Consider the following 16,044-nt stretch of genomic DNA (forward strand, 5'->3'; position numbering starts at 1 on the left):
CGATCGCATCGCCCACCGCAAACCTCCCCGTCGTGGGGATGCTACCACCGCCCCCCCCCCCCCCCTCGACCGGGAGACGATCCCGACAGGAGAACACACCATGTCCGATGCCGCCCGCCGCACCGTCCGCACCGCCGTGCAGACGCTGCTCGGCCTGCTCGCCGCTCTGCCCCTGCTGGCCGGCGGACGTACTCTGCCGGACCACCTGCCCGGGCTCGGGGTGGCGCTCGCCGTCGCCGCCGCGGTGACCCGCGCGATGGCGCTGCCCGGTGTGCAGCAGCTGCTGCCCGGCTGGCTGCGGACGGCCGCGCCGCTCGCCCCGGCCGTACCCGCTGCCCCCACCACCCCCGCCACACCCACCACGCCGGAGGGGGAGCCGGTTCGATGAGCGACGGCGGGGCCACGGGTGTGCACACGATGGACGCGATGGTGATCTGGTCCGGCGCGCTGGCCGCACTGGCGGCCGGCGGTGGGCTGTTCTGGCGGCTGACCGCCGGGATCCGGCGGATCACCCACCGGATCGAGGAGTTCACCGACGACTGGAACGGCACCACGCCCAGACCCGGGGTGCCCGCGCACGACGGGGTGATGGCCCGGTTGGGTGCGATCGAGGACCGGTTGACAGCGGTGGAGCACGAGTTGCGGCCGAACAGCGGCAGCAGCATGCGCGACGCCATCGACCGGGTCGATGAACGGACCCGCACGTTCGCGGGCAACTAGAACAGCTGAGACAGCTGAGACAGCAATCGGGGGACGCCTGCGGGCGTCCCCCGATCGTTGCGTTCCGTTGGCTGCACGCCCCTCCCCAAACGGCCGTGCACCCCCTACGCTCGCGGAAATATCTTCGTACCGGCCAGTAGTGCTGAGCCGGTGGTGAGCGAGGTTCGGATGGCGAACGACGCACTGGCGCCCGAGATCCCGGCGCGGCTGCGCCAGGCCCGCACCGCGCTGCTGGTCAGCTTCCTGCTCCAGGGCACCACCTTCGCGCTGCTGGTCACCCGGATCCCGGGCATCCAGCGCCAGTACGGCCTGAGCGACGGCACGTTGACCGTCTTCCTGGCCGCGGTGCCGATCCTGGCCGGCGTCGGCTCGGTGAGCTCCGAGCAGCTGGTCAAGCGGACCAGCCCGCGCAGCGTGCTGCGGGTGGTCCAGCCGGCCGTCTGCCTGACCCTGGTAGCCGTCGGTCTCGGGCACCAGCTCTGGGCGCTGGGCCTCGCGCTGGCCGCCTTCGGTCTGCTGGTCGGCGCGCTGGACGCGTCGATGAACATGCTCGGCGTCGGCCTCCAGCACCGCTACGGACGCTCCATCATGCTCGGCTTCCACGCCGCGTTCAGCGCCGGTGGGATCATCGGCGCGTTGCTCGCCAGCGCCGGCGCCCACCTGCACCTGATCACGCTGTTCGGCGCGAGCGCCGTCGTGCTGATCCCCGCCGCGCTGCTGGCCGGCCGCCACTTCGCCGGCCCGGCCGAGCTCGGCGACGCCGTCCGGGAGGCCACCGCTGCCGCCGCCCGGTCGATCCCGTGGCGGCCGCTGCTGCCGCTCTGCGCCGCGATGGCCTTCGCCTACATCGCCGACTCGACGGTCTCCAACTGGAGCGCGAAGTACCTCACCGAGACGCTGCACAGCAGCGACCGGGTGGCCGCGCTCGCCTACGCCGGCTACATGGTCGCGCTGCTCGTCGGCCGCACCTTCGGCGACCGCGGTGTGCAGCGCTGGGGCGCGGCCGCGGTGGTCCGCTGCGGCGCCGGCGTCGCAGCGCTCGGCTTCGGGATCGCCGCGCTGGCCCCCGCGCCGTGGGCCGGGATCGCCGGCTTCACGGTGCTCGGGATCGGGATCTGCGCGATCATCCCGCAGGTCTTCGCGGCCGGCGGGCGGCTCTTCCCGCAGCACTCGGACGCGGCCGTGGCCCGGCTCAACCTGTTCAACTACGTCGGCTTCCTGGTCGGATCGCCCCTGGTCGGGGCGATCGCGGGGGCCAGTTCGTACCGCTGGGCGCTGCTCGCGCCGATGGTCCTGGTGCTCGCGGTGGTCCCACTTGCCGGGCACTTCGCACCGGCTTCGCGGCACGCACTAGCTTTGGACCATGCCTCCAGCCGAGCCTGATCACTCCTGCCAGCTGCGCCTGTACTGGGACGAAGCCGTCACCGGCTACGACTTCGGGCCCGGTCACCCGATGGACCCGACCCGGCTCGCGCTCACCATGCGCCTGGTCGAGGCGTTCGGGCTGCCCGAGCTGCCCGGTGTGACGACGGTCGCCGCGCCCGCGGCCGGCGAGTCCACGCTGCACCTGGTCCACCGGCTGGACTACATCGAGGCGGTCCGGCAGGCCGCCGCGCACCCGGGCACGCTGGACGAGCGGCACGGCCTGGGCACCGAGGACAACCCGGTCTTCCCGGCCATGCACACCGCCTCCGCGCTGATCGCCGGCCAGTCGGTCGGCGCGGCCGAGGCGGTCTGGCGCGGCGAGGCCACCCACGCCGTCAACTTCGCCGGCGGGCTGCACCACGCGATGCCCGGCCAGGCGTGGGGCTTCTGCGTCTACAACGACGCCGCACTGGCCGTCGCCCGGCTGCTGGAGCTCGGCGCCGAGCGGGTGGTTTACGTGGACGTGGACGTGCACCACGGGGACGGCGTGCAGCAGGCGTTCTGGGACGACCCCAGAGTCCTCACCGTCTCGCTGCACGAGCACCCCAGCACGCTCTTCCCGCAGACCGGCTGGTCCACCGAGACCGGCGGCCCCGACGCGCCCGGCTCGGCGGCCAACCTGCCGCTGCCGGCCGGCACCGGGGACGCGGGCTGGCTGCGCGCCTTCCACGCGCTGGTGCCCGAGCTGATCGCGGGGTTCCGCCCGCAGGTGATCGTCAGCCAGCACGGCGCGGACACCCACCTGGAGGACCCGCTGGCCCACCTCGCGGTCACCGTGGACGCGCAGCGCGAGGTGGCCCAGCGACTGCACGAGCTGGCCCACGAGCACTGCCAGGGCCGCTGGATCGCGCTCGGCGGGGGCGGCTACGCGGTGGTGGACGTGGTGCCGCGGACCTGGACGCACCTGGTCGCCACCGCCGCCGGGGAGCCGATCGACCCGCAGGCGCAGACCCCGCAGCGCTGGCGCACCGAAGTCGAGCGGTTGACCGGACGCCAGGGCCCGTTGCGGATGACCGACGGCGTCACGCCGCACTGGCGGGACTTCGCGGAGACCGGCTACGACCCGGGCGACCGGCTCGACCAGGCGATCCTCGCGGCCCGCCGCGCCGTCTTCCCGCACCACGGCCTGCTGCCCTGAACCGTGCCGCGACCCGGGACGACCCCGGGCGACCCGGACCGACCGGCCTGGCGCAAGGCCGCACCGTTCGTATCCCGACTGCGCCAGAACACTGAGCGACTACGTACTGCAACAGGCGGATCTCTGACCGTAGAAGCAGTGGCCATCTCCCTCTTCCCACGCGTACCACCCGCAACTACTCTGGGGATACGCGTGTGTCGGTGGAGTCACCGGAGGGGAAGCCGGTGCCTTGCACACGGAAAAGGGTCGGGTGAGGTCATGAGTTCCGGCGAACGCCCCCTGCAAGAGGTCAACTTCCTGACCGTGGCGGAAGTCGCCTCGGTCATGAGGGTGTCCAAGATGACGGTGTACCGCCTGGTGCACAGCGGAGAGCTGCCCGCCATCCGGGTCGGCCGCTCCTTCCGGGTGCCCGAACAAGCTGTCCACGACTACCTCAAGGACTCCTACGTCGGCCGTCAGAGCGCCTGACCGGCGGGGTCGATCGGTCCCGATTACGGTGCTGGGCGCGCGGACGGTAGGCTAGGCCCTCCGTCAGTCGTATGGACTCCGTCTCTCACGGGCGGGAGTCTCAGTGAGCGAGGGTTGTTCCGTGGGCTCTGTCATCAAGAAGCGTCGCAAGCGTATGGCCAAGAAGAAGCACCGCAAGCTTCTGAAGCGGACCCGCGTGCAGCGTCGCAACAAGAAGTAACACCTGCGGAGCTCGCTCCAGGTGCGTCACTGCCCGCTTCGGCCTGCCAAGGCCGGAGCGGGCAGTGCCCGTTTCGGGCCCTTCTCGCGGTACGGTGCAGGCACGGTCACCGGCAGGGAGGGCGGCAGCGCAGTGGGCAAGGTGGTGCTGGTCACCGGCGTGGCCCGACAGCTCGGGGCCCGGTTCGCCGAGCGGATCCGCCGGCAGCCCGGCGTGGAGCTGGTGGTCGGGGTGGACACCGCGCCGCCACGTCACCCGGTCCCCGCCCCGCCGGGGGACGGCCCGCCCGCCGATTACGCCCCGGCCGCCGAGTACGTCTTCGCCCCCGCGGACCTGCGCCGCCCGGCGATCGCCCGGGTGCTCGCCGAGTACGGCGTCGACACCGTGGTCCACCTGAACGTCAGCGCCACCAATCCGGGTGCGAGCGGCCGGGCCACGGTCAAGGAGATCAACGTCATCGGCTCGATGCAGCTGCTCGGCGCCTGCCAGCAGTCCTCGCGGGTGCGCCGCCTGGTGGTGAAGTCGACGACCGGCGTCTACGGCTCGACGCCGCGCGACCCGGCCGTCTTCGGTGAGCGGACCCAGCCCAAGACGCTGCCGGCCGGCGGTTTCGCCAAGGACGCCGCCGAGGTCGAGGGCTACGTGCGCGGCTTCGGCCGCCGCCGTCCGGACGTGGCGATCTCGGTGCTGCGGTTCGCCAACCTGGTCGGCCCGGGGGCCGACACGCCGCTCAGCGAGTACTTCTCGCTGCCGGTGCTGCCCACCGTGCTCGGCTACGACCCGCGACTGCAGTTCATCCACGAGGACGACGCGGTGGAGGTGCTGCGGCTCGCCGCGATGGAGCCGGCGCCGGGCAGCGCCGAGGCGGCGTTCGACCGCGCCGGCACCTTCAACGTCGCCGGCGAGGGCGTGCTGCTGCTCTCCCAGTGCGCCCGCCGGCTCGGTCGGCCGACCGTACCGATGCTGCTGCCGGCGCTCGGCTGGGTGGCCGCGCTGGCCAAGCAGACCCGGGTCTCCGACTTCTCGCCCGAGCAGATCGGCCTGCTGACGCACGGCCGGGTGGTGGACACCACCGCGCTGCGCGAGGTCTTCGGCTACCGGCCGCGCTTCAGCACCCCCGAGGCCTTCGCCGACTTCGCCGCCGGCCAGAGCGGCGGCCTGCTGCCCCCCGAGCGGCTGACCAGGGTCACCGACGCGCTGACCGGCCTGCTCAAGCCCGGCTCGCCGGGCCCCGGCACGCCGAACCCCGGTCCGACCGGACGCCGCAACCCCACCCCCGGCCCCAGGAGCTGAGCCCCGATGACAGCCGCGCGAGAGCCCCTGGCCGGTGAGGCCAGGGTGATCCCGATCGAATCCGCGCCCAGCTGGGGCGGCCCGAACGGGGACCGGCCGGCCGGGGCCGCGCTGGCCGACCGGGTGGCCGACCGGGCCGCCGAGCTGCTCGCGGGGCGGCTCGGTCCGCTCGCCGAATCCGCCTTCGGCAAGGGCTGGGAGGGCCGGGCGGCGAACGGGCTCGGCTTCCTGCGCCGCCGGATCACCGGCGACTACGAGGTGGACGAGTTCGGCTTCGACCGCGAGCTGACCGAGGAGGTCTTCCTCTCGGCGCTGCGCCCGCTGGCCGAGAAGTACTTCCGGGTCGAGGTCCGCGGGATCGAGAACATCCCGGCCGAGGGCGGCGCGCTGGTGGTGGCCAACCACTCCGGGGTGGTCCCGCTGGACGCGCTGATGACCCAGGTCGCGATCCACGACCACCACCCGGCCCGGCGCCACCTGCGGATGCTCGCCGCCGACCTGGTCTTCGTGCTGCCGGTGGTCAACGAGCTGGCCCGCAAGGCCGGGCACACGCTGGCCTGCAACGAGGACGCCCAGGCGCTGCTGGAACGCGGCGAGGTGGTCGGGGTCTGGCCGGAGGGCTTCAAGGGCATCGGCAAGCCGTTCGCGGACCGCTACAAGCTGCAGCGGTTCGGGCGCGGCGGCTTCGTCGCCTCGGCGCTGCGGGCGCAGGTGCCGATCGTGCCGTGCTCGATCGTCGGCGCCGAGGAGACCTATCCGATGCTCGGCAACGCGAAGGTGCTGGCCCGGCTGCTCGGGCTGCCGTACGTGCCGATCACGCCGACCTTCCCGTGGCTCGGTCCGCTCGGCGCGATCCCGCTGCCGACCAAGTGGACGATCCAGTTCGGCGAGCCGATCCGCACCGACGGCCACCCGCCGGAGGCGGCGGAGGACCCGATGCTGGTCTTCAACCTGACCGACGAGGTCCGCGAGACGATCCAGCACACGCTCTACAAGCTGCTGGTGGACCGGCGCTCGGTCTTCTTCTGACGCCACCGAGGGGTGGGGAGCAGCGCTGCTCCCCACCCCTCGGTGTTCCACGCCCGGAGGACCCGGCTCAGCAGTCCGTCAGCTGCCGTCCAGACCCAGCCCCGGCAGCAGGCCGGGGATCAGCGGCGGCAGGTTCAGCCCCTGGCCGCCCGCCGTCGGTGCGGCAGGTGTGGTGGACGGGGTGCCCGCCGCCGGCGCGGCCGCGTCCGGCGTGCCGCTCGGCGCGTTCTGCGGAGTGCCGGACGGCGCCGGGGTGTTGGCCGAGCCGCCGCCGGTGAGCGGGTTGCTCCCGCCGCCGGTCAGCTGGCCGGTCAGTCCGCCGCCGGTCAGGCCGTTCACCAGACCGCCCACCGGGCCGCCGACCGGGTTCGCCGGCGTGTTGGCCGAGCCGCCGCCGGCCCGCTGACCGTCCTGGGCGGTCTGGCCGCCGCCGGACGCGGGCTGCTGGCTGCCGCCCGACTGCCCGGCCGGGCTGCCGGTCGGCGGGACGGCCTGGTGCTGGCCGCTGCCGCTCGAGGGCGTGCCGCTCTGCGGGGCGGCCGGCGGCGCGTCGGCCCCGGGTGTGGGGCCGACCGGGTGGCCGATCACCGAATCGGTCGTCGCCGGGTCGAGGTGCAGCGGCGCGACGTCCTCGCTCATGTCGCCGAAGAGCTGGTTCACCTGCCCGGCCACCGGCGTGAGCTGCGGTGGCAGTTCGCCCTGCAGCGCCGTCCAGTGGTTGTCCTGGCCCTCGGTGAACGCGGCCAGCTTGCGCATCGGGTCGAGCGAGCCGTTCGCCTGGTAGACCGAGCGCAGCAGGTCGCGGCCCTTGGCGGCCTCCGCGTGCATGTCGGTGAGCGCGCTGCTCAGCCGCTCCACGGTCTGCGGGCTGAGCGCGTCCGGTCCGCCGTGGCCGACCAGTGAACGGGCCTCGGCAAGGCGGGTGGAGGCCTGGTCGAGCAGCAGTGCGCCGCGCTCGGCGTCCGAGTTGGCCAGGTCGAGCCGCAGGCCCTCCAGGCCGCGCTTCATGCCGTACAGCGTGTCGCCCGGTAGCGCGCTGCCGCTGGCCGCGGCCACCCCGGCGAAGCTGCCGACGGTCACCCCGGCGACCAGCCCGGTGATCGCGAACCGGCGGCCCCAGCGGCGCCGGCCGGCACTGCGCTCGGCGGCGCGGTGGCGGCGCTGGCGAGGCAGTGCGGGCAGGCCACCGCCGGCCATGTTCTGCTCGAACGCGGCCATCAGCTGCGCACGTTGAACGGCGCGCACCTCGGAATCCAGGCTGGGCGCGGGCAGCGCACCGAGCGCGTCCGCGGTGTCGAGGAGTTGTCCCACCCCCGACCTGTCCGCGGGTTGTCCCGTCCGGTGGGCCTCCAGCGCCTCGGCGAAGGCCCTCGCCCGCCGGTGCTCCAGCACGTTTGCCGTCACGGGCCACACCTCCCTTCGTCGTTGTCGACTCCCCGGCCAGCCGGACGGTTGCCGCGGCGGGCCAAATCCACTCCTTCGGGTGACTGTGCACGGCCTGACTTGACCGCGAGCCCCGAGAGGGTTTTCACGCTGGGCAACGAGCGGCGACAGTGGTCGGTTACGCACGAGTGATCATGTGACCGCATTCTCACCCGTCCGTGTGTGAACGGCCGATCCGGTGACCAGGCGTCAGATATGTTCATCAGGCCGATTCTTGGCCGACTGGACTGACCGACTCATCTGCCCGCCCGTCCGCCCGGTTCAGCGGGCGTCGGGCGGCAGCAGGCGGGCCAGCGTGCGGACCGCGCGGTACTGCAGGGTCTTGATCGCGCCCTCGTTCTTGCCCATGATCCGCGCCGTCTCGGCCACCGAAAGGCCCTGCAGGAACCGGAGCGTGACGCACTCCTGCTGCTGCGGGTTGAGCCGCCGCACGGCGTCCAGCAGCGCGGCGTTGGAGAGCGACTCCAGGACCGAGTCCTCCGGGCTGCGCTCGCACTCGTTGGAGTCGAGCATCTCCCCGGTGGTCACCTCCAGCCGGAACCGGCTGGACTTGAAGTGGTCGGCGACCAGGTTGCGCGCGATGGTGACCAGCCAGGCGCCGAAGTCCCGGCCCTGCCAGGTGAAGGTGCCGATCCGGCGCAGCGCGCGCAGGAACGTCTCGCTGGTCAGGTCCTCGGCCGTGGCCTTGCTGCCGACCCGGTAGTAGATGTACCGGTAGACGGTGTCGCTGTAGTGGTCGTAGAGCCGGCCGAAGGCCTCGCTCTCGCCGGCCTGGGCCCGCTCGACCAGCTCCATGATCGGGTTCTGCTCGGTCTCGGTGCCCTGCTGCGGCACGGTGCGGGCCCGGCCGCGGGTGCCCGAGCCGCCGGGCGTGCCGCTGCCGCCGGCGCCCCGGCTGCGGGTGCCGGCCGATCCGGCGGCGGTCGAACGCAGCACGGCGCCCGGCGGCAGCGCGACGCCGGCCGGGGCGAGCTGGGGGCCCATCCGGAGCGCCGGCGGCACCGGGACGGCCGCCAGCAGCTGGGCCCGCAGCAACTCGCGCAGCAGGCGCAGGTTCCGCGCGGCCGGGATGACGGCGGGCGGGGCGGGACGGGACGCGGGTGCGGGGGGCGACGGGCGGGAGGGAGCGGGCGCGTCGTTCCGGACGGGTGGGTACACGGGACTCCCAGAGGCAGAACTGTGGACGGGTCACCTCCGCCTGTGCGGAGAGCACACTCCCCGTCACCCCGCCGGGGGGACACCTGGGGTGGGCGTGCATCCAGGAGAGAATAACGCTTTGTGCAATGACAGCTACACCCTGTGGCCGAAGTGGTCGTTTGGGATCCACTTCGCGTGGTATATGAGCTGAATCTGACCGAACAAAGCTCCGAACTGCACGCTGGCCGTGAGCAATTGGGGGCGCAGTGTGACCGTTTCCAAGGTCGGGGCAGCGGTTTCCCAGTCGGAGGCCCCGCCAATCCCGGACTTTCCGGGGCGTCCGAACGATCAGAACCGGTCAGCGCGCAAGCCGGGCCGGGCGCCCCGCCGGCGGGCGGCCGGGCATGCCTCGGCGCCCGACCGGGGCCGGGTTCCGGGTCTCTCGGGTGGCGTTTCGGGCGGTGCTTCGGGTGGCGCTTCGGGCGGTGCGGTCAGGAGCGCTTGCGGCGCAGCGCGACGCCGGCCACCGCGGCCCCGGCCACCGCGCCGAGCACGACCGCCGCGGGCACGCCGATCCGGGCCGCCTTGCGCCCGGTGCGGAAGTCCTGCACCCGCCAGCCGTGCGCCCGCGCGTACTTGCGCAGCCGTCCGTCGGGGTTGACCACGAAGGGGTGCCCGACCAGCGAGAGCATCGGGATGTCGTTCGCCGAGTCGCTGTACGCGGCGCAGTGGCCGAGGTCCAGCTGCTCGCGCCGGGCCAGCGCACCGACCGCGGCCGCCTTCGCCGGCCCGTGCAGCATCTCGCCGACCAGCCGGCCGGTGTAGACGCCGTCCACCGCCTCCGCCACGGTGCCGAGCGCGCCGGTCATGCCGAGCCGGCGGGCGATGATCCGGGCCACCTCCTGCGGCGCGGCGGTCACCAGCCAGACCCGCTGGCCGGCGTCCAGGTGCATCTGCACCAGCGCCCGGGTGCCGGGCCAGACCTTGGCGGCGACGATCTCCTCGAAGATCTCCTCGCAGATCTCCTCCAGGTCGGCGGTCCGCTTGCCGGCCACCAGCGAGAGCGCGGTGTGCTGCGCGTCGGCGATGTGCGCCGGGTCCTCGGTGCCGTGCAGCCGGAACCAGGCCTGCTGCCAGGCGAACTTGGCCACGTCGCGGCGGCTGAAGAAGTGCCGCCGGTAGAGCCCGACGCCGAGGTAGAAGACCGCGGCGCCCTGGAGGATCGTGTTGTCGCAGTCGAAGAACGCGGCGCCCTGGGCTTGTTCGGTCTGGGCCTGTCCGGTCTGGGCCTGCTCGGTCTGCGCGGACCGGGCCGCGGCCGGCGCACCGCTCCGGTCCGGCTCGGCTTCGGCGAGCGGGGCCGCCTCGCGCAGCGCCTGCTCGGCGGCGTCGGCGGCGGCCTCGCCCGCGAGGGCGGCCCGCTCGGAGGGGGAACGCCTTGCCTGGGTGAGCCTTCGCAGCGCGGCCATGGCACCGAGCATAGCCAGCCGCACCGCGCCGCGTGCCGGGGTGGTGGGCGCCGCCGCGCCCACAGGGCGGACAATGGCCCGATGAGCCCACTGCTGCGCCGCGACAAGGCGCCGAATCCGGCAGAACGCCTGGTCACCCTGGTCGGCAAACCCGGCTGTCATCTCTGCGACCAGGCTCGCGAGGTGATCCTCAAGGTGACCGGCGAGCTCGGCGCCGGCTTCGAGGAGCGGGACATCACGCAGGACGAGGAGCTCTACCGCAAGTACTGGGAGCAGATCCCGGTCACGCTGATCGACGGGCGCCAGCACGACTTCTGGCGGGTGGACGAGAAGCGCCTGCGCACGGCCCTGGCGCGCTGATCGCGTACCGCCACGCGCGGCGCCCGGGCCCGCCGCCGTCGGCGCGTCGCGGTGGTGCGGGATCACGCCGATTCTGTTCGAACTCCTGGCCGGGTGGCGCCAGGTGGTTCACCATGTGAGCGGTGACCGGGCCGGTTGGGACGCGCCCCGGGCGTGCCCGAGTGCATCCGGAGCGCATCCCGAGCGCATCCCGAGTGCATCCGGAGCGCATCCGGGGCGCCGTGGGTCGCCGCCGCCCCGGTGGCGGCCCGCCACGCGCGGGCCCCGGCGTGATGCGCGTCACTGTGACGGGACAAAACGGACACCATCTTTGTGCACACGTTCACAAACGCATAGCCTGGCAGCCAAAGCCCAGCTTCACCCACAGGAGCACCGTGGCAATCGGCCGATCAACCCCCAAATCCTCGCCCCCCAGCCCTGCCGACGGAGGCTCCATGCGCCGCACCCCTGTGGGACGTCAGACGCGCGCCCGAGGCATCCCCGAGGCCACCGTGGCCCGGCTGCCGCTGTACCTGCGCGCGCTCACCGCGCTCTCCGAGCGCTCCGTCCCCACCGTCTCCTCGGAGGAGCTGGCCGCGGCGGCCGGAGTGAACTCCGCCAAGCTCCGCAAGGACTTCTCGTACCTGGGTTCGTACGGAACCCGCGGGGTCGGCTACGACGTCGAGTACCTCGTGTACCAGATCTCGCGTGAGCTGGGTCTCACCCAGGACTGGCCGGTCGTGATCGTCGGGATCGGGAACCTGGGCCACGCGCTCGCCAACTACGGGGGCTTCGCCTCCCGCGGCTTCCGGGTGGCGGCCCTGCTGGACGCCGACCCGGCGGTGGTCGGCAGCAGCGCGGCCGGCCTGCCGGTGCGGCACATGGACGAACTGGAGTCCATCGTGGAGGGCCAGCAGGTCTCCATCGGTGTGATCACCACTCCGCCGGGCGCCGCCCAGCAGGTCTGCGACCGGCTGGTCGAGGCCGGCGTGACCAGCATCCTGAACTTCGCGCCGACCGTGCTGACCGTCCCGGACGGCGTCGACGTGCGCAAGGTGGACCTGTCGATAGAGCTTCAGATCCTGGCCTTCCACGAGCAGCGCAAGGCCGGCGAGGAGCCGGACGCGGACCGCGAGGAGGAGCCGGCCCCGAGCCGCGCCTCCAACCCGGTGCGCGCCGCGGCGGCCAAGCTGCGCCGGGCCGCCGCCGCTGCCAAGCCGGAGAGCAAGGCGGAGAAGACCGAGAAGCCGGCCGGTGCGAACGGTGAGAGCGAGCGGCCCGCGGTGATGCCGGCATGAGTCTGCTCGTCGTCGGTGTCTCGCACCGCACCGCACCCGTCACCGTCCTGGAGCGCGCCGCGCTGACCGGGGAGGCCCCGGTCCGCCTGCTGCACGACGCGGCGGCCACCGCCACCGTCTCCGAGGCGGCACTGCTCAACACCTGCAACCGGATCGAGCTCTACGCGGACGTGGACAAGTTCCACGCCGGCGTCGCCGAGCTCTCGCTGCTGCTGGCCCACCACAGCGGGGTGGACCTGGAGGAGCTCACCGCCCACCTCTACGTGCACTACGAGGACCGCGCCGTCCACCACCTCTTCTCGGTGGCCTGCGGACTGGACTCGATGGTGGTCGGCGAGGGCCAGATCCTCGGCCAGCTGCGCGACGCGCTGGCCCGCGCCCAGGAGGAGCACACCGCCGGGCGCGGCCTGAACGAGCTGTTCCAGCAGGCGCTGCGGGTCGGCAAGCGCGCGCACAGCGAGACCGGGATCGACCGGGCCGGGCAGTCGCTGGTCACCTTCGGCCTGGAGCAGGTCGCGGCCGGGGCCGGCGAGATCGCTGGGAAGCGGGCGCTGGTGGTCGGCGCCGGCTCGATGAGCTCGCTGGCCGCCGCGACGCTGACGCGGGCCGGGGTGAGCGATCTGGTGATCGCGAACCGCACCCCCGAGCGGGCCGAGCGGCTCGCCGCCACGCTCGGCGCGCGCACCGTGGACTTCGCGAAGGTGCCGCAGGCCCTGGCCGACGCCGATCTGGTGATCTCCTGCACCGGCTCGGCCGGTGTGGTGATCGCGGCCGCCGACGTGGCCGCGGCCGTCGCCGTCCGGGACGCCGCGAGCCCGCTCGCCTTCCTCGACCTGGCCATGCCGCGCGACGTGGACCACGCGGTCCACGAGCTGCCCGGCGCCCTGCTCGTGGACCTGGAGTCGCTCTCCCAGGCGCACGCCGCCACGCCCGGCGCGGGCGACGTGGACGCGGTCACCAAGATCGTCGCTGACGAGGTGGCCGCCTTCGGCGCCGCTCAGCGCGCCGCGCGGATCGCACCGACCGTGGTGGCGCTGCGCGCGATGGCCTCCGAAGTGGTCGGCGCCGAGCTGGCCCGGCTGGAGTCCCGACTGCCCGACCTGGACGACCGGTCCCGCGCCGAGATGGCGCAGACCGTCCGCCGGGTGGTCGACAAGCTGCTGCACGCGCCCACGGTGCGGGTCAAGCAGCTGGCCGCCGAACCGGGCGGCGCGTCCTACGCGGACGCGCTGCGCGAGCTGTTCGACCTCGACCCGGGCGCGGTGCAGGCCGTGTCCGGTACTCCGGTAGGGCCGCAAGCGCAGCCCGCCAGCGGTAGTCTCGCGGGCGGAGCGGCGCGATGAACCATCTTCTCGACCACCAGCACGACCGGGACGAAAACCTTATGAATGGTCAACTGAGCATGCAGCAGGGCCAGTTGGGCGCCGAAACGATACCGCTGCGCCTCGGCACCCGGCGCAGCGCGCTGGCGATGGCGCAGTCCGGCATGGTCGCCCGCGAGGTCGCCCGGGTCACCGGGCGCCCGGTGGAGCTGGTGGAGATCACCACCTACGGCGACACCTCGCGCGAGCACCTGGCGCAGATCGGCGGCACCGGCGTCTTCGTCTCGGCGCTGCGCGACGCGCTGCTGGCCGGCCGGATCGACTTCGCCGTGCACTCGCTCAAGGACCTGCCCACCGCCGAGCCCGAGGGGCTGCGGCTCGCCGCGGTGCCCCAGCGCGAGGACGTCCGGGACGCCCTGGTCGCCCGCGAGGGCCTGGAGCTGGACGCGCTGGTCGAGAAGTGCGCCGGGCGCCCCGCCCGGATCGGCACCGGCTCGCCGCGCCGGATGGCGCAGTTGAACGCCTGGGCGATAGCCAACGGCGTGCAGATCGAAACCGTCCCGATCCGCGGCAACGTGGACACCCGGATCGGTTTCGTGCACTCCGGCGAGCTGGACGCGGTGGTGCTGGCCACCGCCGGCCTGAACCGGCTCGGCCGCTCGGCCGAGATCAGCCAGCACCTCGACCCCGAGCTGATGCTGCCGGCCCCCGGCCAGGGCGCGCTCGCCATCGAGTGCCGGAGTGACGACCCCGAGCTCGCCGCCGCCCTCGGCCTGCTCGACCACGCCCCCACCCGCGCCGCCGTCGTCGCGGAGCGCGTCCTGCTGGCCGCCCTGGAGGCAGGCTGCTCCGCCCCGGTCGCCGCACTGGCCCGGGTGAGCAGCGAGAACGAACTGCGGCTGGAGGGCGTCGTCGGAACCGTAGACGGCGCCACCCTGCTGACGATGTCCACCACCGGCCCGCTCGTCTTCGACGAGACGGCCGAGCAGCAGGCACGGGCCCTCGGCCACGCGCTCGCCGCCCGGCTGCTCGCGAGCGGCGCGGCCGGTCTGATGGGGGAGCGAGCCCGATGAGCCCCACCGCCACCGCCGACCGGTCCGGACGCTGTACCTTCCTGGGCGCCGGCCCGGGCGACCCGGGCCTGCTGACCCTGCGCGCGGTCGAGGTGCTGGCCACGGCCGACATCCTGATCGCGGATCCGCTGACCGCCGCCACCGTGCGCACCCACTGCCCGCAGGGCGTCCAGGTGGTCTCGCCCGGCGCCGCGGACGGCGAGGCCGCGCCGATCGACATCGGCGCCGTCGATGCCGCCGCGCTGGCCCGGCTGGTCGCCGACGCCGTGCAGGCCGGCAAGCACATCGTGCGCACCGTGGACGGCGACCCGGGCCTGGACGGCCGGGCCGCCGAGGAGATGCTGCTCTGCGCCAAGGCCGGCACCGCCTTCGAGGTGATCCCGGGCGTGGCGCAGTCGGTCGGCGTCCCCGCCTACGCGGGCGTCCCGCTGCGCGGCAGCAACGGCGCCGACGTGCGCTTCGTGGACGGCCCGGCGCTGCTCGCCGGCGCGCTGCTGGACCTCGGCGCGCCCGAGACCACGCTGGTCGTGCGCACCACGCTCGGCCAGCTGCCCGCGACCGCGAACGCGCTGGTCGCCCAAGGCCGCAAGCCGGACGCCGCGCTCTGCGCCACGCTCTCCGGCACCACCACCCGCCAGCGCACCTTCACCTCCACGCTGGCCGCCATCGCGGCCGACCTGAAGGCCGCCCGGGTGCTGCCCTCGCCGGTGTCGGCCCCGGTGGACCCGGCCACCTCGGTGATAGCCGTGGTGGGCGAGCAGGTCACGCACCGCTCCTCGCACTCCTGGTTCGAGACCAAGCCGCTGTTCGGCTGGAACGTCCTGGTGCCGCGCACCAAGGAGCAGGCCACCGGCCTGTCCGAGCAGCTGCGCTCGTACGGCGCGGTGCCGCAGGAGGTGCCGACCATCGCGGTCGAGCCGCCGCGCACCCCGCAGCAGATGGAACGCGCGATCAAGGGCCTGGTCACCGGCCGCTACGAGTGGATCGCCTTCACCTCGGTGAACGCGGTGCGCGCGGTGCGCGAGAAGTTCGAGGAGTACGGCCTGGACGCCCGCGCGTTCGCCGGGATCAAGGTCGCGGCGGTCGGCGAGACCACCGCGCAGGCCCTGGTGGACTTCGGCGTGAAGCCCGACCTGGTGCCGTCCGGCGAGCAGTCCGCCGCCGGTCTGCTGGAGGACTGGCCGCCGTTCGACCCGGTCTTCGACCCGATCGACCGGGTGCTGCTGCCGCGCGCCGACATCGCCACCGAGACCCTGGTGGCCGGCCTGGTCGAGCTCGGCTGGGAGGTGGACGACGTGACGGCCTACCGGACCGTGCGCGCCTCGCCGCCGCCGGCCGAGACCCGCGAGGCGATCAAGGGCGGCGGCTTCGACGCGGTGCTCTTCACCTCGTCCTCGACCGTGCGCAACCTGGTCGGCATCGCCGGCAAGCCGCACAACGTCACGATCATCGCCTGCATCGGTCCGGCCACCGCCAAGACCGCCGAGGAGCACGGCCTGCGGGTCGACGTGATGGCCCCCGCGCCGTCCGCGTCCGCACTGGCCCAGGCCCTCGCGGACTTCGGCGCGGGCCGCCGGGACGCCGCGACCTCGGCCGGTGAGCCGGTCTACCGGCCCAGCGAGCGCCGCCCGGGCTCCCGACGCAAGGCACGCTGACCTTCGGAGGAACTG

Annotated in this window: 16 protein-coding genes; 13 read left to right on the forward strand and 3 right to left on the reverse strand. The window is 73.7% G+C overall.

The window, feature by feature from the left end:
- The first annotated feature begins 100 nt into the window (after nucleotides 1-100).
- The 8 genes from AC060L_RS27180 to AC060L_RS27215 all read left to right on the forward strand — a co-directional run bounded on the left by AC060L_RS27180 (nucleotide 101) and on the right by AC060L_RS27215 (nucleotide 6,293).
- Nucleotides 101-388 (forward strand): hypothetical protein, encoded by a 288-nt coding sequence (locus tag AC060L_RS27180; RefSeq protein WP_483801568.1) that lies wholly within the window; start codon nucleotides 101-103, stop codon nucleotides 386-388.
- The gene (locus tag AC060L_RS27185; RefSeq protein ID WP_483801569.1) at nucleotides 385-720 is read left to right on the forward strand and encodes a hypothetical protein; all 336 of its coding nucleotides are present in this window, start codon (nucleotides 385-387) and stop codon (nucleotides 718-720) included. Before AC060L_RS27180 ends, AC060L_RS27185 begins: the two co-directional genes overlap by 4 nt.
- 168 nt (nucleotides 721-888) lie before the next feature.
- Complete coding sequence (locus tag AC060L_RS27190; RefSeq protein ID WP_483801570.1) at nucleotides 889-2,103, forward strand: MFS transporter; 1,215 nt, start codon at nucleotides 889-891, stop codon at nucleotides 2,101-2,103.
- A complete protein-coding gene (locus tag AC060L_RS27195) occupies nucleotides 2,084-3,283 on the forward strand; it encodes an acetoin utilization protein AcuC (RefSeq protein WP_483801571.1) in 1,200 nt (399 codons plus the stop codon). The genes AC060L_RS27190 and AC060L_RS27195 overlap by 20 nt, the downstream gene beginning before the upstream one ends.
- Nucleotides 3,284-3,541: 258 nt before the next feature.
- Nucleotides 3,542-3,751 (forward strand): helix-turn-helix domain-containing protein, encoded by a 210-nt coding sequence (locus tag AC060L_RS27200; protein WP_035847941.1) that lies wholly within the window; start codon nucleotides 3,542-3,544, stop codon nucleotides 3,749-3,751.
- Between the two features lie 121 nt (nucleotides 3,752-3,872).
- A complete protein-coding gene (locus tag AC060L_RS27205) occupies nucleotides 3,873-3,971 on the forward strand; it encodes a 30S ribosomal protein bS22 (RefSeq protein WP_003948845.1) in 99 nt (32 codons plus the stop codon).
- A 132-nt stretch (nucleotides 3,972-4,103) separates the two neighbouring features.
- The gene (locus AC060L_RS27210; RefSeq protein ID WP_483801572.1) at nucleotides 4,104-5,264 is read left to right on the forward strand and encodes an NAD-dependent epimerase/dehydratase family protein; all 1,161 of its coding nucleotides are present in this window, start codon (nucleotides 4,104-4,106) and stop codon (nucleotides 5,262-5,264) included.
- A 6-nt stretch (nucleotides 5,265-5,270) separates the two neighbouring features.
- Complete coding sequence (locus AC060L_RS27215) at nucleotides 5,271-6,293, forward strand: lysophospholipid acyltransferase family protein (protein WP_483801573.1); 1,023 nt, start codon at nucleotides 5,271-5,273, stop codon at nucleotides 6,291-6,293.
- Nucleotides 6,294-6,371: 78 nt separating this feature from the next.
- Here the strand turns inward: AC060L_RS27215 and AC060L_RS27220 are convergent, their stop codons facing one another.
- From AC060L_RS27220 to AC060L_RS27230, 3 genes are all read right to left on the reverse strand, one after another.
- A complete protein-coding gene (locus AC060L_RS27220; RefSeq protein WP_483801574.1) occupies nucleotides 6,372-7,697 on the reverse strand; it encodes a DUF5667 domain-containing protein in 1,326 nt (441 codons plus the stop codon).
- Between the two features lie 300 nt (nucleotides 7,698-7,997).
- Entirely contained in the window at nucleotides 7,998-8,720 is a 723-nt protein-coding gene (locus AC060L_RS27225) for an ECF subfamily RNA polymerase sigma factor, BldN family (protein WP_483801606.1), read from the reverse strand.
- Nucleotides 8,721-9,364: 644 nt separating this feature from the next.
- Nucleotides 9,365-10,342, reverse strand: coding sequence for an HAD family hydrolase (locus AC060L_RS27230; RefSeq protein WP_483801575.1), 978 nt, complete (start codon nucleotides 10,340-10,342; stop codon nucleotides 9,365-9,367).
- Nucleotides 10,343-10,423: 81 nt separating this feature from the next.
- Here AC060L_RS27230 and AC060L_RS27235 point away from each other — a divergent pair, with 81 nt between their 5' ends.
- The 5 genes from AC060L_RS27235 (at nucleotide 10,424) to AC060L_RS27255 (ending at nucleotide 16,029) form a co-directional block, all read left to right on the forward strand.
- Nucleotides 10,424-10,702: a glutaredoxin family protein gene (locus tag AC060L_RS27235; protein WP_483801576.1), complete on the forward strand. Its 279-nt coding sequence runs from the start codon at nucleotides 10,424-10,426 to the stop codon at nucleotides 10,700-10,702.
- A gap of 434 nt (nucleotides 10,703-11,136) precedes the next feature.
- Entirely contained in the window at nucleotides 11,137-11,979 is an 843-nt protein-coding gene (locus AC060L_RS27240; protein ID WP_483801577.1) for a redox-sensing transcriptional repressor Rex, read from the forward strand.
- Entirely contained in the window at nucleotides 11,976-13,322 is a 1,347-nt protein-coding gene (locus AC060L_RS27245) for a glutamyl-tRNA reductase (protein WP_483801578.1), read from the forward strand. The genes AC060L_RS27240 and AC060L_RS27245 overlap by 4 nt, the downstream gene beginning before the upstream one ends.
- Before the next feature lie 59 nt (nucleotides 13,323-13,381).
- Nucleotides 13,382-14,374 (forward strand): hydroxymethylbilane synthase, encoded by a 993-nt coding sequence (hemC, locus tag AC060L_RS27250; protein WP_483801607.1) that lies wholly within the window; start codon nucleotides 13,382-13,384, stop codon nucleotides 14,372-14,374.
- Entirely contained in the window at nucleotides 14,371-16,029 is a 1,659-nt protein-coding gene (locus AC060L_RS27255; RefSeq protein WP_483801579.1) for a bifunctional uroporphyrinogen-III C-methyltransferase/uroporphyrinogen-III synthase, read from the forward strand. Before hemC ends, AC060L_RS27255 begins: the two co-directional genes overlap by 4 nt.
- Nucleotides 16,030-16,044: the final 15 nt, after the last annotated feature.

The sequence above is a fragment of the Kitasatospora sp. NEAU-69 genome (assembly GCF_057158765.1).